At 49.7% G+C, this 17,900-nt stretch carries 16 protein-coding genes, 1 pseudogene and 1 riboswitch; of the genes and pseudogenes, 13 read left to right on the top strand and 4 right to left on the bottom strand.

Annotated features, from left to right (window positions below; genetic code table 11):
- Positions 1–9: 9 nt before the first annotated feature.
- Positions 10–786, bottom strand: coding sequence for a molybdopterin-synthase adenylyltransferase MoeB (moeB, locus tag C2M29_RS05600; protein ID WP_233998364.1), 777 nt, complete (start codon positions 784–786; stop codon positions 10–12).
- Positions 787–940: 154 nt separating this feature from the next.
- Between moeB and C2M29_RS05595 the strand changes: the two genes are divergently transcribed.
- From C2M29_RS05595 to C2M29_RS05550, 10 genes are all read left to right on the top strand, one after another.
- Entirely contained in the window at positions 941–2,128 is a 1,188-nt protein-coding gene (locus C2M29_RS05595) for a hypothetical protein (RefSeq protein WP_158678871.1), read from the top strand.
- A 104-nt stretch (positions 2,129–2,232) separates the two neighbouring features.
- A riboswitch (molybdenum cofactor riboswitch) is annotated at positions 2,233–2,377 on the top strand.
- A complete protein-coding gene (gene moaA, locus C2M29_RS05590; RefSeq protein WP_105188819.1) occupies positions 2,368–3,339 on the top strand; it encodes a GTP 3',8-cyclase MoaA in 972 nt (323 codons plus the stop codon). It overlaps the preceding riboswitch by 10 nt.
- A 4-nt stretch (positions 3,340–3,343) precedes the next feature.
- On the top strand, positions 3,344–3,907 hold the full coding sequence (gene mobA / locus C2M29_RS05585; RefSeq protein ID WP_105188818.1) for a molybdenum cofactor guanylyltransferase: 564 nt from the start codon (positions 3,344–3,346) through the stop codon (positions 3,905–3,907).
- The gene (gene moaB, locus C2M29_RS05580) at positions 3,891–4,436 is read left to right on the top strand and encodes a molybdenum cofactor biosynthesis protein B (protein ID WP_105188817.1); all 546 of its coding nucleotides are present in this window, start codon (positions 3,891–3,893) and stop codon (positions 4,434–4,436) included. Before mobA ends, moaB begins: the two co-directional genes overlap by 17 nt.
- Before the next feature lie 3 nt (positions 4,437–4,439).
- Positions 4,440–4,919: a cyclic pyranopterin monophosphate synthase MoaC gene (gene moaC, locus C2M29_RS05575; protein WP_105188816.1), complete on the top strand. Its 480-nt coding sequence runs from the start codon at positions 4,440–4,442 to the stop codon at positions 4,917–4,919.
- Positions 4,916–5,164, top strand: coding sequence for a MoaD/ThiS family protein (locus C2M29_RS05570; protein WP_105188815.1), 249 nt, complete (start codon positions 4,916–4,918; stop codon positions 5,162–5,164). Before moaC ends, C2M29_RS05570 begins: the two co-directional genes overlap by 4 nt.
- A gap of 1 nt (position 5,165) precedes the next feature.
- Complete coding sequence (locus tag C2M29_RS05565; protein WP_105188814.1) at positions 5,166–5,621, top strand: molybdenum cofactor biosynthesis protein MoaE; 456 nt, start codon at positions 5,166–5,168, stop codon at positions 5,619–5,621.
- Positions 5,618–6,349, top strand: coding sequence for a molybdate ABC transporter substrate-binding protein (gene modA / locus C2M29_RS05560; protein WP_105188813.1), 732 nt, complete (start codon positions 5,618–5,620; stop codon positions 6,347–6,349). The genes C2M29_RS05565 and modA overlap by 4 nt, the downstream gene beginning before the upstream one ends.
- Complete coding sequence (modB, locus tag C2M29_RS05555; RefSeq protein WP_199774861.1) at positions 6,339–7,022, top strand: molybdate ABC transporter permease subunit; 684 nt, start codon at positions 6,339–6,341, stop codon at positions 7,020–7,022. The genes modA and modB overlap by 11 nt, the downstream gene beginning before the upstream one ends.
- Complete coding sequence (locus tag C2M29_RS05550) at positions 7,009–7,668, top strand: ATP-binding cassette domain-containing protein (RefSeq protein ID WP_105188812.1); 660 nt, start codon at positions 7,009–7,011, stop codon at positions 7,666–7,668. The genes modB and C2M29_RS05550 overlap by 14 nt, the downstream gene beginning before the upstream one ends.
- A gap of 96 nt (positions 7,669–7,764) precedes the next feature.
- Here C2M29_RS05550 and C2M29_RS05545 read toward each other — a convergent pair whose 3' ends face one another.
- The 3 genes and pseudogenes from C2M29_RS05545 to C2M29_RS05535 form a co-directional block, all read right to left on the bottom strand.
- A complete protein-coding gene (locus tag C2M29_RS05545) occupies positions 7,765–8,220 on the bottom strand; it encodes an NfeD family protein (protein WP_105188811.1) in 456 nt (151 codons plus the stop codon).
- Positions 8,221–8,236: 16 nt separating this feature from the next.
- Positions 8,237–9,192: pseudogene (locus C2M29_RS05540) on the bottom strand (SPFH domain-containing protein).
- A 216-nt stretch (positions 9,193–9,408) separates the two neighbouring features.
- On the bottom strand, positions 9,409–10,662 hold the full coding sequence (locus C2M29_RS05535; RefSeq protein WP_105188809.1) for a glycerophosphodiester phosphodiesterase family protein: 1,254 nt from the start codon (positions 10,660–10,662) through the stop codon (positions 9,409–9,411).
- 215 nt (positions 10,663–10,877) lie between these two features.
- Here C2M29_RS05535 and C2M29_RS05530 point away from each other — a divergent pair, with 215 nt between their 5' ends.
- The 3 genes from C2M29_RS05530 (at position 10,878) to C2M29_RS05520 (ending at position 17,890) form a co-directional block, all read left to right on the top strand.
- A complete protein-coding gene (locus tag C2M29_RS05530) occupies positions 10,878–11,867 on the top strand; it encodes an LLM class flavin-dependent oxidoreductase (RefSeq protein ID WP_233998363.1) in 990 nt (329 codons plus the stop codon).
- Between the two features lie 350 nt (positions 11,868–12,217).
- Positions 12,218–14,857 carry a glycoside hydrolase family 16 protein gene (locus C2M29_RS05525; protein WP_105188808.1) on the top strand — a complete coding sequence of 880 codons (2,640 nt, stop codon included), beginning with the start codon at positions 12,218–12,220 and terminating at the stop codon, positions 14,855–14,857.
- A 78-nt stretch (positions 14,858–14,935) separates the two neighbouring features.
- Complete coding sequence (locus C2M29_RS05520) at positions 14,936–17,890, top strand: TonB-dependent receptor (RefSeq protein ID WP_105188807.1); 2,955 nt, start codon at positions 14,936–14,938, stop codon at positions 17,888–17,890.
- Positions 17,891–17,900 lie beyond the last annotated feature (10 nt).

Genomic DNA, 17,900 nt, shown 5'->3' with positions numbered 1-17,900 from the left:
AGTAAGGGGTTATCCGTTGCACACTGGGCATTGTTGTTGAGCTGGGTATGAAAACTCACGACAGTCGCCGCTTAGACCATCAAACATCAATAAGCGACCGACGTAAGGTCGACCTATGCCGATGAGAATTTTGATTGCTTCGAGTGCCTGGTAGGAGCCGATAATCCCTACTAAGGGGGCGATCACACCCGATTCAACACAGCTCAGGTTTTGTTCGCTGAACCTGTCGCTAAAACATTGATAGCAAGGGGTGCCGGGGGCATAGGTAAAGCTCGTCACTTGACCTTCGAAGCGGATAGCCGCGCCCGATACAAGGGGGGTTCTGCTTTTATAGCATGCGTGATTAATGGCTTGGCGAGTGGCTAGGTTATCGGTGCAATCTAGTACCAAATCATGTTCGGCAATACAGTGTGTAAGTTGTTCTTCGGTTAACTTCTCTGCTATTACATCGACGTGACAGGCACTGTTTTGCTGGGCGACAAAGCGGGCCGCACAGTGCGCCTTGCTCTGACCTACTTCATTTTCGGCGTAAATCACTTGTCGCTGCAGATTGGTGACTTCGATGGTATCGAAATCGACTAACGTCAGAGTGCCAATACCGGCGCTCGCAAGATAGGGAACACAGGCGCTGCCAAGCCCTCCTAAACCAATGACTAACACCTTACTGGCGAGCAGTTTTTCTTGTCCCTCATAGTCGACCTGCGGCAACAAAATATGGCGACAGTAACGTAATGCCTGTGCATCGTTGAGTTCTTGCATCTTGGTTAACCCGGTACCTCTTAACATTCGCTTCTTTATATTATGTACGAGGTAGCGGGGCAATACCTCGCAGTGAGTAGCCGTAAAGCAGAGTCGGTATGTGCCTGAAAATATTGATATTGATCAAGTTAGCTTCGTTGTATGAGCGTAAGGTTCTGTCAGAACCAAAACAGGGGAACTAATGATGAAAGCAAGCTACTGGACGACTTTAGGTATACTTGGGTTACTGACAACACCGATGGCGATGGCAGATGAGGCCGGCGGTATGGTGCAAGCGCTCAAAGAAGGGCAGGGCAGCCTGGATTTGCGTTACCGTTATGAGTTCGTTGATCAAGACGGCAAAGATAAACAGGCCAATGCCTCGACACTCAGAACACGGTTGGGTTATCAATCTGGCGTTTGGCAAGGGTTTCAATTGCTGCTCGAAGTGGATGATGTGACAGCCTTAGGAAATGATAATTACAACAGTACGTTTAATCAGAAGTCGCAATACCCTGTTGTCGCTGATCCCCAAGGAACGGAAATCAACCGTGCACAACTTGCCTTTGCTCACGGAGGCTTTAAGAGCACATTAGGTCGTCAACGTATTATCCGTGGCAACAGCCGATTCATTGGCAATGTTGGCTGGCGTCAAAATGAACAGACCTATGACGCCTTGAGTATGAGCTATCAAGCCAGCGATAACCTGACTACCAGTTATGCCTATATATACAATGTTAATCGTATTTTTGGTCCCGATGGCGCTAAGGCCGACCTCGGTGGCGATTTACACCTTTTAGATGTTAACTATGCGATTAATAAACAGCACAGTGTTCAGGGCTTTTACTATGACTTAGGCTTTGATAAGTCACAGATGGCCAGCCGTACCCTAGGCATTGACTATAGCGGCCAATTCGAGCAATTCGCACTTCACCTTGCGTATGCTTATCAAAGTGATGGCAGTGACAACCTTGATGACTTCAGTAATGACTATATTGCCGCTGATGCAAGTTATCAGCTGGATAACATTAAGTTCACTGTCGGTGGGGAGCGTTTAAGCAGTGACAATGGGCTCGCTTTCCAAACGCCTCTGGCAACCCTGCATAAATTTAATGGTTTTGCCGATGTGTTTTTAACGACGCCCGCCGATGGTTTGGAAGATCTCTATGTGACCCTTGCCGGTAAAGTCGCGAACATCAAGCTTAGTGCCAGTTATCATGATTATAGCGCCAGCGAAACAAGCCAAAGCTATGGCAGTGAATTGAATGTGACGGCGGTTAAAGCGCTCGATAAGACCTTTAAAGTGATAGGTAAATTGGCCACCTATGATGAAGATGGATACCAGAGCGATCGCACCAAAGTGTGGTTGATGATTCACGCTCAATTTTAATCCCCAGACCGCCCGTCCTACCCCTAAGGGAGTAGGACGGGCGTATATCCCTACTCATCCAGTTGTATGGTTTATGTCCACGCTCTGCAATACCATGAGAACATAAATTAGAACAACTCCGAAGCCTTAAAAGCCTTAGCCTTTAGGTATGGTTTTTTGGCCGTGACGCGAAGTTGATATTCGCGCACCGGGTTTAAAAAGAAATTTTTAAGCCTCCCGTATTTGGAAAGGTGTTGCACATGCTACAAGACCCACAAGGGCGCACGTTTAGTTACTTGCGCCTATCGATCACTGACCTTTGTAATTACCGTTGTAATTACTGTTTGCCCGATGGCTTTGAATGCGAGGGTAAAGCGCATAGTTTATCCCTTGATAATATTGCGATCTTAGCCGAATCCTTTGCTCGTAACGGTATTCGAAAAATCCGCCTGACCGGTGGAGAACCCGCTTTACGAAGAGATTTAAGTGACATTATTGCTGTTCTTAAGCAAACCCCGGGAATCGAAAAAGTAGCGTTAACAACCAATGGCTATCAGCTCAGTCGTCATCTCTCTGCCTGGCAGCAAGCAGGATTGGATGCCATTAACATTAGCTGCGACAGCCTTGATCCACGTATGCTTAAAGCCATCATCGGCCGCGATGCTCTGGATGACCTGCTTAGTGGTATCGACCAGGCAATAGAGTCGGGGATCGCCAGCGTTAAAGTAAACACCGTGTTGTTGCGCCAGTATAACTATGCGCAACTTGATGAACTTGTTGCCTGGGCCGCAGAGAAGCCGTTAACGTTACGTTTTATTGAGTTGATGCAAACGGCTGATAATGGTGATTACTTTCGTGCCAACCATGTCAGTGCCGAGCATGTTGCTCATCACCTTCACAGCAAAGGCTGGGTGGAAACCCTGCGCGAACGAAGCGCGGGCCCCGCGCGCGAATTTAGCCACCCTAATAAAGTCGGAAAGGTTGGGTTTATTGCCCCTTATAGCAAAGACTTTTGCAAAAGCTGCAATCGTTTGCGCATTTCATCACAAGCTAAACTACACCTGTGCTTATTTGGCGATGCGGGTTATGACCTAAGGCCTTATTTGCATGCCGACAAGCAAGCGTTACTTGATCAACAGGTCGCTGCACTGCTCACCCATAAGCCCGATGCGCATCGTCTGCATGGGGGCAATTCGGGGGCGACCAAACACCTTGCCATGATCGGAGGCTAGCCAGATGAAACACATTGGTATGGTACTGGCGGGGGGACAATCGTCGCGGATGGGCCGTGATAAAGCAGAATTGACGTGGCGCGGCGGCAGCTTATTAAACCACAGTCTAAAAACTCTCGCTCTCAGTCGTGCGCAAGAGTTGTGGGTGAGTCGTAATAAGGGCAAGGGTATTGTGGATGTCTATCCCAAACGAGGCCCTTTAGGCGGTATCCATGCCGTGAGTCGCGAAATACAGGGCAATGCTTGGCTGACAATTATTCCCGTCGATATGCCGTTACTCAACGATCGACTTATCAGTAAATTACAGGCGTACAGTGAAGAACATGGCCGAGCTGTGTGTTATGAACAATGCAATTTACCTTGTGTTATCCCGTTAACTCAAGACACCCGAGATTACCTCAATAAGCAATTGATGACCGGCCAAAACTGTTCCATCAAAGCCCTGCTTAATTATTTACAGGCGGCGCGTCTGCCGCTGCGAAACAAAGAATTTTTAATCAATACCAACACGCCGCAGCAATGGGCGCGGCTCAGCGAGAAGGAAGTAAGTTATGTCGCATTTGGCTGAAAAAGTATTTCAAGCTCTAAATATTGCCGTGCTCACCGTTTCAGATACACGTGATGAGGCAACAGACACCTCTGGGCAGGCATTAGTTGATGGTTTGCTGGAAAGTGGCCACCACCTTGCCGATAAGGCCATTGTGAAGGATGACATCTATCAGATCCGAGCCTGTGTTTCTCAGTGGATTGCCAGCGATGATGTACAGGCTATTTTGGTGACTGGCGGTACCGGATTTACTGCTCGTGATAATACCCCTGAGGCTTTAACGCCGCTATTTGATAAACAAGTGCCAGGCTTTGGTGAGGTCTTTCGCAGTATTTCTGAAAAGCATATTGGTACCTCAACGATTCAATCTCGTGCTGTGGCAGGCATGGCTAATGGCGTTGTTATGTTTGCCATGCCAGGCTCCACCAATGCATGTAAAACAGCCTGGTATGAAGTGATTAAAGAACAATTGGATGCTCGTCATGGCCCCTGTAATTTTGTGCCTCACTTGAAAAAGAGTGCTGTGTTGCAATGCGTAAGTCGGGGGTAGGTAATGCTTACTCATTTAGATGACAAGGGTAAGGCGCAAATGGTCGATGTCAGTGCTAAGCAAGCCACCATTCGCCAAGCTTTTGCGCAGGCGCGGATCAGTATGAGTCGAGAAGCCTTTGATCTTGTTTGCAGTCACGGCCATAAAAAGGGCGATGTTATTCAGGTCGCCCGCATTGCCGGTATACAAGCAACAAAAAAATGTGCCGATTTGATCCCTTTGTGTCACCCACTGGCTCTTACGCAAGTGACTTTAGACTTTGAATTTGAACCCGAGCACGCCAGCATTCGCATCATAGCTTCAGCGAAACTCTGTGGTCAGACCGGGGTGGAAATGGAGGCCTTGACCGGGGCAAGTGTTGCTGCGCTGACTATTTTTGATATGTGTAAGGCCGTTGATCCTGCCATGCGTATTGGTGATCTTTACGTTTTGGAAAAAAGCGGTGGTAAGTCTGGTCATTATCATGTTGAGGAGAAGCTATGATTAGTGTTTTGTTTTTTGGTCGTTTACGTGACCTTTTAAAATGTGAACGCCTTGAATTGCACCATCGGGATTTAACCTGTTTAGCCGATGTTCGCGCTGCGCTGGTACAGCGAGAGCAAAGCTGGGAGGAGTTTTTACAAAGTAAACAGACCTTAGGTGCAGTAAACCAAAGCATGGCCGATGAATACACGCCAGTAAACGATGGTGATGAAGTTGCTTTTTTCCCACCGGTGACCGGGGGATAAAATGATCCGAGTTTGCCAAGAGGACTTTGACGTTGGGGCATTGATAACGGAGTTGCAAAGCCGTGACAGCAGTTGTGGTGCCGTCGTCAGTTTTGTCGGATTAGTGCGTGATATCAATCAGGGTGAGGCCGTTAGCGGCCTCACCTTGGAGCACTATCCGGGAATGACGCAAAAAAGCCTTGAAGCGATTTGCACTCGTGCTAAAGCGCGCTTTGAAGTGCCGCACATTGATGTTGTGCATCGAGTGGGGAGTTTAGCTCTCAATGAACAAATTGTTTTTGTTGGTGTTGCTGCAAGACACCGGGAAAAAGCTTTTTTGGCGTGTGAATATGTGATGGATCATTTGAAAAGTGAAGCGCCTTTTTGGAAAAAGGAGCAGCGCCAAGAGGGAGAGCTTTGGTTGGCGCAAAATGACAAAGATACTTTGGCATTAGCGCGTTGGGGTGAGTCCGAATGAGACTCTGGGCATTGTCTCTGTTAGTCATGATGCCGCTGATGGTAAAGGCTGAAGCGGACCCCGTACGTTTGGCCGTAGCCAGTAACTTTAAGTTACCGCTACAGCAACTTGTTGCCGCATACCAAGCTGAGCATGGCGGTCAGTTTAGTATTTCGAGCGCGTCAACGGGGGTTCTGTACCAGCAAATAAGACGCGGCGCCCCTTTCGATATCTTCTTCGCTGCGGACACTCAGCGACCTGCGCTATTATTGCAACAGGGGTATGCGCGTGATACCCGCCACTATGCCCAGGGGCAATTGGCACTTTATAGTGCACAAAGGCCTATTGCAGAGGTGCTGAATGTCTTACCTGGTGACTGTCGTCTGGCTTATGCGAACCCAAAATTTGCGCCCTATGGCATCGCCGCGCAGAACATACTCGCTGACATGCCGCGTCTCCAAGCGTGTAAGGCCATTATAGCCGCTAATGTCAGCCAGGCTTTTCAGTTTACCGCTTTGAAAAACACCGATGTAGGCTTGGTTGCCTACAGTTTGGTGCTTGCCCAGAAAATACCAAAAACAGCGTATCAATTGCTGCCTCGTCAGCAAGCCCTGGTGCAGTCTCTAGCGTTATTGGGAGAGCAGCCGAATCCAGCCGCAGAGCAGTTTATCGAGTTCTTAACGACCCCCATTGCCAAGCAGATTCTGCGCCAAACAGGTTATGAACAGGTGGATGATTATGCTCAGTAACCTCGTCTATGACGCGCTCTGGGTGACCGTAAAGTTGGCGACTTTGACGACCTTGATTCTAATGTTAGTCGGCTTGCCTCTTGCTTGGTGGCTCAATGCCAGTCGCAGCATAATGGCCAGGGTTGTCGAGTCTGTGATCACTCTTCCTCTTATTTTACCTCCCACCGTGTTGGGCTTTTATCTGTTGGTGGCCTTTTCTCCTGACTCCTTTATCGGCTCACAATTTAGTGCACTTACGTCGCGACCTTTAGCCTTTTCTTTTACTGGGATCTTATTGGGCTCGTTGTTGTATTCGCTGCCTTTTGTTATCGGCCCACTGCAAAGTGCTTTTGCCCAGTATGATCATCGCTTAAGCGAAATGGGCCGCTCTCTGGGTTATGGTCGCTTGCAAACCTTTATCAGGGTTACCTTACCCGTATGTAAACACGGCATTATGAGCGCGACGCTATTGTGCTTTGCTCACACCGTGGGTGAATTCGGTGTGATTTTGATGATAGGTGGTAACATCCCAGGGGAAACGCAAGTGCTCTCAATCGCGATTTTTGATGCTGTAGAAGCCATGGATTATGACGCGGCTCACCGTATGTCATTGGGTCTCTTTGTATTTGCCATTATTACCCTCACCTTTATTAATATCTTAAAAGGAGGCGGGCAAAAACATGCTGGTCATTAACTGTATGCTCGCTCGGGGGGAGCAACGCCAACGCTATGAGATCAATACGGGGAAGGTGCACAGTGTGGGGATCACCGGCGCGTCAGGTTGCGGAAAAACGTCATTGATACGAATCCTGGCGGGTTTTGAGCCCCGCGCGGTTGGACGTGTGGAAGTGGCAGGACGGTGTTTACAGGACTCACAACAGGGTGTCTTTGTGCCGCCTGAGGACCGCCGGGCTGGGGTGGTCTGTCAGGATTCATGTTTATTCCCTCATCTTAATGTGCTGAAGAACATATCTTTTGGCAATAAGCAGGCAAACCCGGCTTTGTTGTCAGAGCTAATATCGGTGTTGGAGTTGGAAAATTTATTAACACGTAAGCCGCACCTTCTTTCTGGCGGTGAACAACGGCGTGTTGCCATCGCGCGGGCTATCTATAGTGAGCCCGATTTTTTATTGTTTGATGAGCCGCTGACGGGTATCGACATGCGTTTGAAGAAAAAGATATTGGATTATTTACGCAGGTTGCAACAGAGTGGGGTATCACTGGTTTATGTATCGCATATTAGCGACGAGTTAAACATCTTGTGTGAAACACAAGTGTGCGTTGAACAAACCAGTATTTCAGCGTCCACATCGGCCTTGCTAGAGTGTGGTATTAGTTAGCATCGCCATAAAAAAAGTACGAACTCACCGCGATGTGTTCGTACTTATCTTTATTGCGTGCGCTTCTTCGCGCAGGTCAGGTGTGCAGCGGGGGAGTTATTCAGACGCTTCCACCCACATCACACCCACTTCTTTTTTCACCACCTTGACCAAGGTGCCAGCACTAAGAGGCTGCCTACTTTTAAGTTTCCAGGTGATACCAGAGTAGACGTAATGGGCTAAGCCCTCATCGTTTACATCTTCCGTTAGCGTAAAGGTTAACTCGGCAAAGTCAGAGTGCACTTCGGTGCTGTCGCGTTGCTCCTGCATGCGCTGAAGTGGTTTCCAGAGCAAGAGGGCTAAGGCAGCAGTGACCAGGGTGTTACTCCACAGTGCCGTGGTTAACGAGCTATCCAGTAATGAAAAGTTCATCATGAGCCCGGTGGCCAACAACGACAGACCCAGCAACAGCAAAATAATGGTCGACATGCCCAGCACCGCGACCTCCACGATAAGAGCAAGCACGCCCAAAATCATTAAGGCTTCGGCAAGGTTGTTGGTGATGAACTCCATGGCTTACTCCTAAAAGTTAACTGACTTTTTGTTTGTTATTAAGGGAGTTAATGATGGACATCCCTGGGCTACCAAAGAGCTTGCATCGGTGCCGCTTTCAGGGAGTAACACCACTGATGATTCGCGGGCGATGGCTTCTTTGGCGGCGATGGCTTTGGTGGCCAGATCAAGCTGGATGGCTTTTTGACCCTGTTCGGTATCGGCAGCAGCACCGACCTTAAGCAGGGCGTCGGCTTGGGCTTCGGCCACGGCGATAATAGCCTGGGCTTCACCCTCGGCTCTAAGAATTTGCTCGGCCTTTTCCGCTTCAGCGGCCAGTACCTGTGATTGTTTTTTACCTTCGGCCACATTGATAGCGGCTTGACGATCACCCTCGGATTCAAGGATTTGCGCACGTTTTACACGCTCGGCCTTCATCTGTGCTTCCATCGCTTCCATCACAGAATTTGGCGGCACTATGTCTTTAATTTCATAACGCAGAACCTGAATACCCCAGGGCTCTGAGGCCTGGTTGATTGCCGCGACGATATTGGTATTGAGCAAGTCACGTTCTTCAAAGGTTTTATCTAGCTCCATTTTACCCAGCTCGGAACGCATCGTGGTTTGCGCCAATTGGGTCACGGCGAATACATAGTCATCAACCCCATAGGTTGCTTTGTACGGATCAAGCACTCGGAAGTACAACACGCCGTCTACGATAAGCGAGATATTGTCTTTGGTGATTGCAGACTGCGACGGAACGTCTTGTGCTTGCTCTTTTAGGCTGCGATCGGCGGCGATGCGGTCGATAAAAGGAACGATAAAGTTAAGACCGGCTTCTTTGGTGGATTGATACTTACCAAAGCGCTCAATAAGCCAGGCGCGGTTTTGTGGAACGAACTTCACGCTGCTTTTAAGTAGCACAATCACGAAGATAAGTAGAAATGCCTCAACGGTGAATAGCATGTTGAGGATCTGCGAAACGGGGTCCATATTACTCTCCTTAGAAAAGACCGAAATTAGGGCGCCAGCTAGTTGTTGATTAATAAAGCGCCGCTTAGAGCCTATCACTGTGTCCCAAATAGCGCCATAAAAATATAAACTTTACCCTAATAATTAGAGGCTTAAGTCTTTTTGGCCGTCAGCTGAAATGGCATTAACCGGTCTATTTAGATATTTATGTTGGTGTGTACTTACTTTTAATATTCTTTAATTCTCATCTGCTGCAAGCAGACAATTAGCGTAATAGGTGGTGGTGGCCGGCCAGTCGCTAAAGACGGCGCTCACGCCCACTTCTTGCGCCAGCACATCCAGTACCTGCATTAGCACGCCGTCATTGTTTACCGCCTCGGTGACTGACTGATAGTACCATCCGCCGCCGTTTTCCAACGGACCGGAGCGCTCCAGCGACCAGGCAATGATCTTTAATCCCGCATTCTTGGCGGCCTTGGCATAGGCCGAGGGTACTATGTTGTTGTCTTTATCTAAATCAAGCAACATCCAGATTGGCGGCGCGAGCACTTCTATATTCTGGTTAGCCAACTCTTTCATGTTGGGCGACCAGCTGTGCGGCTTGCGATGATCGAAATGTACGCCATTTTCACGGCCATCCAGGTATACCGCCTGACTTGCAAAATCCGGGTGGTGGTTGAGCCAATAAATCACATCATCGCGGTTAAAAGACTGCGGCCACACCAGGCTAGGAGGTACCTGAGCCTGGCGATATTCCTCGATCATTTTGGCGGCGTAATCCCCTTGCGACATGCCTTTAAATGGCATCTTGACCTTGGGTGCTTTAAGCTCTGGCGTCATTTGCACGCCCAGCGCTTTAAATAAGGCAATGCTCTCTCTATGAGTCATGAGTGTGCCCTGGATGGCATAGAGGTCGGTGCGCCAGTCGGCGGTGCCGCGCAGATAGTCCTCGACGTTCGTGGCGTGTTCGTTGGCGCCATCCATTTTCCCCTTTAAGGTTTTAAACTCCGCCAGGGTGATATCGCTGTTACAGCATCTGGCGCTGGCCGGTTTGAGCGTGGAAGCTGGTGTAAAAGGCTCAGAGCATTTGGCCGCCAACTCCGTTTGCAAAATATTGGTGGTGGTATGCAAGTCGCATTGAGAGTGGCGACAGACCAGCTCCTTGTCGGCGGTGAAGGTGACATCGCATTCGAGTGTACCGGCACCCATGCGTGCCGCAGCCAGGTAGCTTTCGCGGGTATGTTCGGGAAATTGCAGCGGCGCCCCGCGATGACCGATGGAAAACGCATGGGCCTTAAATTCTTTGTCACCACAGGCGAGTAGTTTGTCTTTGAGCGCACTGGGCGCCATGGCATCGACGAGCGCATAGGGGCGGGGGCCGAGCTGAATGTGAGTATCTGCTGCGATAACTGCTGATGAGGCGTTAGCGCTTGGGAGAACGTACGCCAAAGCCAACAAGGCGAAAAGTGTAGTGATGAATGCGACGCGCATGAGCTTGTTCCCATCGTAAATAGTCCCGATCATAGCCCCTGACCTTGTTAATTTTATGACACTTCTATCTTAGCCTAAGCCTAGGGAGAGCGTTGTGGCATTGATGTTGAAGATTGATGCCGATTTAGCCACAAAGATGTGTTTGTAGCTGTCTAAATGTGAGCGAACAAAGCTGTTACTCTACCCTTCTGACAACTTTCAACGGCAGTGAATACATGATGGCAAAATTACCCCCTTTAAGCGTGCTTGACCTGGCTCCCGTGGTTCAGGGGAGCTCGACCCGCGATGCGTTCATGCGCGCAAAAGAGCTGGCGCAACATGTTGAACGCCTGGGCTATCAGCGTTTTTGGATGGCAGAGCATCATAATATGCCCGATATCGCCAGCGCCGCCACCTCAACCTTGTTGGCCTATATTGGTGCTCATACCGACAAGATACGCATAGGATCCGGCGGCGTGATGCTGCCCAACCATGCGCCCATGGTGGTGGCGGAGCAGTTTGGTACGCTGGCGACCTTATTTCCGGATCGCGTCGACCTTGGTATAGGTCGCGCTCCGGGTAGCGATGGCGCCACTACCCATGCGCTGCGTCGCGATCCGAGCGCGGCGGAAGATTTAGAGCCGCAAGTCGATGAATTGGCGTATTTCCTTGGGAATGCCAAGCCCGGGCAAAGGGTACGCGCCTATCCCGGAGTCGGTACCCAGGTGCCCTTATGGTTATTGGGCTCGAGCACCTACAGTGCCCTGTTGGCAGCTAAAAAGGGGCTGCCCTTTGCATTTGCCTCGCATTTTGCCCCTGATTTTATGATGCGTGCCATTGAATTGTATCGCCAGCAGTTTCAACCGAGTCAACAACTGGCCGAGCCTTATGTCATGGTGGCGGTGAACGTGATAGCCGCCGATAGCAATGAGGAAGCCGAGTTTCTGGCTACCACTGGGCAACAAAAGTTTGTCAGCATGCTGCGAGGGCAAGAGGGGCTAATTCCGCCACCAACCGAGAATATGGATATGATTTGGACCGCGGCGGAGCGCCAGCAGGTAACCCATATGTTGCGCGAGTCCATCGTTGGCCATCAGGACAAGGTACATGCCGGGCTACGTGGCTTACAGGCACGTACCGGCGCCGATGAAATCATGATTAACGCCATTCTTCATGATCAACACGCACGTTTGCGCTCCTACGAGCTGATAGCTCAGGGTAACTGAACAATCCCAAAGCCAGGGGAGCATCGCTCACACGCGCTTACATATTTCCCTGCCAATAATGGCCAATTAAAAACAACCACTTGATTAATTGGCCATTTGTTCCATAACTCACACTGCAGTTCAGCTAGCTTTCCGGTCTATTTATAATCACTTTTAGATATTTTCTATGTTAAAAAAACATTTACTTTGTTGACGTTTTAACAACCTTACAATACTCTATGAAAGCGCTTACATTCTCAGTGCTTTTTATTTGCTTGATTTTGTAAGCGCTTACAAATTAGCTGGTTTCAATAAAAACTAATATATATCAGCTAGATACTAACAAACACATGATGTTAGGGTTCAACGCAATGAACAAAGTAAAAACACACATAACGCAACTAGCCATGGCACTCTCGGTAGTCGCATTGGCAGGGTGCGGTGGCTCAGCCACAGATACCAAGATTGATACCATTGACCCAAGTGAACCCGTTTCAGATTGGGTCATGGTATGGGAAGATGATTTCAACGGCGATACGATCGACGAGGGTAAATGGAACTTCGAAGTAGACTGTGCTGGCGGCGGTAACAACGAGAAACAGTGTTACACCGACAGTGCCGAAAATGCTTTCGTTGCCGATGGCATTCTGAATATCGTTGCGTTGCCCGCAGATGAAGGTGCCGCAAAACCCTATACCTCGGCACGTCTTAACACGCGCTATAAAGCAGATTTCAAATATGGCCGTTTTGAAATGCGCGCGAAACTGCCAAGCGGTCAGGGCTCATGGCCAGCATTTTGGATGCTGCCAACCGATGAAGTATATGGCGGCTGGCCACGTTCAGGCGAAATCGACGTAGTCGAGTCGGTTAACCTCAAAGTACCTACCGATGATGGTGTAGAATCCAATATCTACGGCACATTGCATTATGGTCGCGAATGGCCAAACAATGATCAAAGCGGTAAGGCCTATACCTTCCCTCAAGATTCTAATCCAGCGGATGGTTTCCACACCTATGCAATTGAATGGCAAGAGGGTGAAATCCGCTGGTATGTAGATAACTACCTCTACGCGACGCAGCGCCAGTCTGAATTACTATACAACTCAAAAGGCGAAGCGCTGGCGCTTAAACACCGGGGTTGGTATTCAGAGTATTACGATCAGACAACCGGTGAGTTGCAAACCCACTGGGATTCGAGTCCTTACGATCAAACCTTCTATATGATCTTGAACTTCGCCGTGGGGGGCGATTGGCCGGAGAATGTAAACCAAACGGGTATCGACGCGACTGCGTTCGAAAATGGTCAAACATTCGAAGTCGACTATGTTCGCGTCTATGAATGTGCGCAAGACCCGGATACAGGCAAAGGCTGCGAAACGGTTCGTCCAGGTTACGATGACTTGAACGACGCACTGGTTGAAGGTAAAGCACCTGCACCAACCCCGCCAAGTGATGGCACAGTAACACCCTTAACTATCTTCGACGGTAGCTTCAACCCAGATTGGCCGGCATGGGATTGCTGCGGTGGTTCAACGCCGGGTCTTGTTGCAGATGCCAACCGGGGTGACGTTGTTGAGTTTAATGTGGGTGCAAGCCCGACGGTGAATGGTTTTATCAGCCGCGATGCCTTTATCACAGATGAAAACGGTGAAGCGGCGCCATTTGATGCCAGTGGCATGCTAGAAGACGGTTATGTGCGTTTTGACATGCAAGTCACTTCGTTGTCAAGCACGCCAGATGCGCCTTGGCTGTTCAAAATTGAAAGCGATGGTGGTGCAACCGCAGTTGAAGTGAATCTAAACACCAGCACCGAAGGCCTTGATCCAGTCGCCGGTGAGTGGCAAACCTACACCTTCCCACTGCAAGCGCTATCGGATGCAGGTTTGAATGTATCGCTTATCGATGTGGTAATGATCTTCCCAGCCTGGGGTCAAGGTGAAGGTGCGGTTTATCGTGTTGATAATGTCGAGATCACCAATGGCGGTGGCACTCTTCCTTCACTCACCTTATTCACGGATGAAACCAACACCGATTGGCCGTTGTGGGACTGCTGTGGTGGTTCAACGCCGGGTGAAGTGGTCGATGATGAGGCCCATGGGGTCACGGCCGAGTTCTCTATTGGTGCCAGTCCTACTGTTATGGGCTTTATCAACCGCACCGAATTTGGCGGCAGCGGAACACAATTCGATGCAACACCGCTTGTGGACGACGGCATGTTGCAGTTCGAAATGAAAGTCACATCGCTGTCAACGACGCCTGATGCACCCTGGTTGCTTAAACTGGAATCAAATAACGGTGAAACAGCGGTTGAAATGAACCTTAATACCAGTGTTGAAGGTGCAGACCCAGTTGCGGGTGAATGGCAAACCTACACCTTCCCGATTAATACCTTGCTGCAAGCCGGCTTAGATGTAAGCGCCATTGATGTGGTGATGATCTTCCCAGCCTGGGGTCAAGGTGAGGGAGCCATTTACCGTGTGGATAACGCCCGTATCTTTGCGCCAGAGCCGCAAACTGACCTGACCTTATTTGCCGATAATGTGGCCGAGCAATGGAGTATTTGGGACTGTTGTGCCGGCAGTACGCCAACCGTGGAGACGGACGACGAGGCACATGGTGCTGTCGCCGAGTTCCAAATTGGTGCGACGCCAACTGTCATGGGTTTCCTCGCTGCCGATGGTGTGTCTTTTGATGCATCACACTTGTTGTCCGCTGGTGTGATACGTTTTGAAATGAAGATCGTATCAAACGCAAGTAACCCAGATGCGCAGTGGTTGTTCAAAATTGAATCCAACGATGCCGGTCAAGCGGTCGAGCTTCCATTGAGCGCAAGCCAAGAAGGTGTTGCGCCAGTAGCGGGTGAGTGGCAAACCTATACCTTTGCGCTCGCCGACTTACTCAGCGCAGGTCTTGATATCAGTGCAATCGACGTTGTTATGGTATTCCCTTCATGGGGCATGGGTGAAGGTGCGGTGTACCGCATCGATAACGCAGTGATTGCGAACCCATAACCGAGTGCGACAACAGGCCATGGGTGCCGATGAGCGGCACCCTCTTTACATGACATTAAATTGCAAAAGCAGGTAATCATGAGAAGCACACAATTTATAAAAACACCTCTTGCAGCGTCGGTAGCGATGATCCTGACTGCGGGAGTGGGCAGCATCTCAAATGCACAGGCATTTGAAGAGCAGCAAAGTGCCGAAGATAAAATCGAAGTCATCGAAGTAAAAGGTATTCTTGGCAGTATGATACGTGCCATGGATATGAAGCGTCAGGCAACTGGCGTGGTGGATGCCATCTCTGCGGAAGAAATGGGTAAGTTCCCGGACACCAACCTAGCCGAGTCTTTGCAGCGTATCACCGGGGTATCGGTAAGTCGCTCAAATGGTGAAGGCAGTGAAATCACCGTACGTGGTTTTGGTCCCGAGTTTAACCTGATCACCCTCAACGGCCGCCAAATGCCGGGCACGGGTTATACCCGTTCATTTGCATTGGAAAATATCGCAGCGGACGGTATTAGTGCCCTTGAGGTGGCCAAATCTGGGCAGGCCGATGTGCCAAGTGGTGGTTTGGGAGCAACGGTTAATATCATAACAACGCGCCCATTGCAGCGCCCGGGCGAGCAGTTCAGCGCGTCCCTTAAGGCCAATCACGACACCTCGAACGAGGAAGGCGATGATGTAACCCCTGAATTCTCGGCGATGTACAGCAACACCTATGCGGATAATTCGCTGGGTTTCGCCGTGTCGTTTTCACACCAGGAGCGTGATTTCCAGCAACAGGCAGCCAATATCCAGGGCTGGCAAGCGAATGTCGATTTACCAACACTCGCAGAAGGTGAGTTCATCGATCCACGTGCGGTAGACGGCGAAGGCAACCGCATCGGTAATCATTTCTTTCCGAAAGACATGAACTACAGCATTGCCAATGTTGAACGTGAACGAACTAACGGCCAGGTCACGCTGCAGTACTCACCGGTTGACAGCTTGGTTGCGACGCTCGATTACACCGCAAGCAGAGCAATCACTGGAACTAACACGGTTGGTTGGGGTATTTGGAACGAGTTCGGTGGCAATATCAACAGTTATGAACTGGATGAAAACGGTACCGCCTTGTATGCCGATATCAGCGGTAACGACGGTTCATTCACCGCCAGCCGTAACACCACCGAAGTGGAAGCGCGCTCAATTGGTCTCAACCTTGAGTGGCAAGTTAACGACCAGTGGCAGGTTGAATTTGACTACCACGACTCAAAAAATGAAACCGACAATGGTGCAGACGATGGTTTAGGAGCTGATGGCCAGATCATTCTGGGCTCTGATCAACTACGCAGTAAAGTGTACGACTACCGCAGCGGTGAAATTCCGCATGCTTACGTTAATTGGAACAATGGCACGACCGTGCTTAACCCCAGCGAGATAGACTCAAACTTCAGTCAGTTTATCTATTCACCAGGTGAGTCCAAGGTTGAGCAAGCTCAACTGCACGCCGATTGGTTAAACGACAGCTTTGAAATTCCGTTGGTGAAAGTGAAGTTTGGTGCCGCCCACACGAAACAAACCATGGGTGGTTTCACCGCCTGGAGTGGTCTGCGTGGCGGCCCTGGCTTTAACCCGTCCTTCACAGAAATCTTCCCGGACGGCATGTTCACCTACAACGAAACCGGCGATCTGCTGGATGAATTTGCGGGTGGCGGCAGTGCCTTACAGCCAAACTATTACTACACCTTCAGCTTTGAAGAAGCTCTGGCGCGTCAGCTGGCGTTTTTAACCGAAGATCTTTTAGGTGATAACTACTACTCCATTGACCCCTTCTTCGATGGCATCGACAGTGAGAGTGAAGTGGAAGAGAAAACCCAAAGTTTTTACGTTAATACCCTGTGGGAATTTGATGTTGCCGATTACTTTGTGCAAATCAACGCGGGCTTACGCTATGAGGAAACAGATGTCACCAGCATCGTTCGTCAGCGCGTTGAACAGCAGGTTAATTGGGTCAGTGCGTCTGAGTGGATCATGCAATACGAAGCCGGTGGTACCGACAACTTCTACACCGAAGAGGGTAATTATGACATCTGGTTGCCCAATATTGATGTCAAAGTTGAGCTAACAGATGAGGTGGTTGCCCGTGCGTCTTGGGGCAAAACCATGGCCCGTGCGCCCTTGGGTGACTTGGCGGGTGGACGCAGCCTGACGGGCAGTCCTAAACCAGGTTCACGAACCGGCGCTCAGGGTAACACCAACCTATTGCCATTTGAGTCAACAAACCTCGATTTGTCGCTTGAGTATTACTACGGCGAAGGTAGTTACGCCTCTGTTGGTTACTTCAAAAAAGACGTGGATAACTTTATTCAAAGACAGATCACCGAAACCACCATTGATGGTCTGTATGACATCCTCAATGGCCCGCGCTATCAAGAGGCTGTTGCTGCACTGGAAGCGCGCGGTGAGCAAGCAACGAGTGATGCTATTTTCAATGAATTACTGGCGCTTGGTTACGGTAACGCCGATGGTGCCATTGAGCCCAACAGCTCGGATCCCTTAATGGTGTGGAATATCACCCAACCACAGAATAGCGACAGCAAGTCAGTTGATGGTTTTGAGCTTGCCCTACAGCATGTGTTTGGTGAGACGGGGTTTGGCCTGGGTGTGAACGCAACCTTTGTTGATGGTGACGTTGAGTTTGATGTTGACAGCCTGACGCAACAAGCGCCGCTTTATGGTTTAAGTGACTCTGCTAACCTGCAGGCTTTTTATGATAAGAATGGCTTGTCGGTCAAAGTGACGTACGCATGGCGTGACTCGTACTTGATTGGTGTGGGTCAGTCACAAGGCTCAGCGGATGCACCTCCTCAGTTTGGTGATACCTACGGCCAGTGGGACTTGAGCGTGAATTATGACATCAACGAGCAAGTCACCGTGTTCTTCGAAGGCATTAACCTCAATAACGAAACAGAGCGAGGCTATGGTCGTTATGAAGAGCAGTTCTTATTTGCTCGCCAGTATGGCCCACGTTACAGCATTGGTGCGCGTTATAGCTTCTAGGCTCTATACA

The organism is Pseudoalteromonas sp. T1lg48, from assembly GCF_002964785.1.
Taxonomy (GTDB): domain Bacteria; phylum Pseudomonadota; class Gammaproteobacteria; order Enterobacterales; family Alteromonadaceae; genus Pseudoalteromonas.
The sequence above is the reverse complement of the archived record's forward strand: the minus strand, read 5'-3'. Positions and strand labels throughout refer to the sequence as shown.

Coding starts and splice junctions, on each gene's coding strand:
- C2M29_RS05520 (WP_105188807.1), top strand. CDS start 14,936: ATGAGAAGCACACAATTTATAAAAACACCTCTTGCAGCGTCGGTAGCG.
- C2M29_RS05535 (WP_105188809.1), bottom strand. CDS start 10,662: ATGCGCGTCGCATTCATCACTACACTTTTCGCCTTGTTGGCTTTGGCG.
- C2M29_RS05550 (WP_105188812.1), top strand. CDS start 7,009: ATGCTGGTCATTAACTGTATGCTCGCTCGGGGGGAGCAACGCCAACGC.
- C2M29_RS05570 (WP_105188815.1), top strand. CDS start 4,916: ATGATTAGTGTTTTGTTTTTTGGTCGTTTACGTGACCTTTTAAAATGT.
- C2M29_RS05545 (WP_105188811.1), bottom strand. CDS start 8,220: ATGGAGTTCATCACCAACAACCTTGCCGAAGCCTTAATGATTTTGGGC.
- C2M29_RS05525 (WP_105188808.1), top strand. CDS start 12,218: ATGAACAAAGTAAAAACACACATAACGCAACTAGCCATGGCACTCTCG.
- moaA (WP_105188819.1), top strand. CDS start 2,368: ATGCTACAAGACCCACAAGGGCGCACGTTTAGTTACTTGCGCCTATCG.
- moeB (WP_233998364.1), bottom strand. CDS start 786: ATGTTAAGAGGTACCGGGTTAACCAAGATGCAAGAACTCAACGATGCA.
- C2M29_RS05595 (WP_158678871.1), top strand. CDS start 941: ATGATGAAAGCAAGCTACTGGACGACTTTAGGTATACTTGGGTTACTG.
- moaC (WP_105188816.1), top strand. CDS start 4,440: ATGCTTACTCATTTAGATGACAAGGGTAAGGCGCAAATGGTCGATGTC.
- C2M29_RS05530 (WP_233998363.1), top strand. CDS start 10,878: ATGATGGCAAAATTACCCCCTTTAAGCGTGCTTGACCTGGCTCCCGTG.
- C2M29_RS05565 (WP_105188814.1), top strand. CDS start 5,166: ATGATCCGAGTTTGCCAAGAGGACTTTGACGTTGGGGCATTGATAACG.
- mobA (WP_105188818.1), top strand. CDS start 3,344: ATGAAACACATTGGTATGGTACTGGCGGGGGGACAATCGTCGCGGATG.
- modB (WP_199774861.1), top strand. CDS start 6,339: ATGCTCAGTAACCTCGTCTATGACGCGCTCTGGGTGACCGTAAAGTTG.
- modA (WP_105188813.1), top strand. CDS start 5,618: ATGAGACTCTGGGCATTGTCTCTGTTAGTCATGATGCCGCTGATGGTA.
- moaB (WP_105188817.1), top strand. CDS start 3,891: ATGTCGCATTTGGCTGAAAAAGTATTTCAAGCTCTAAATATTGCCGTG.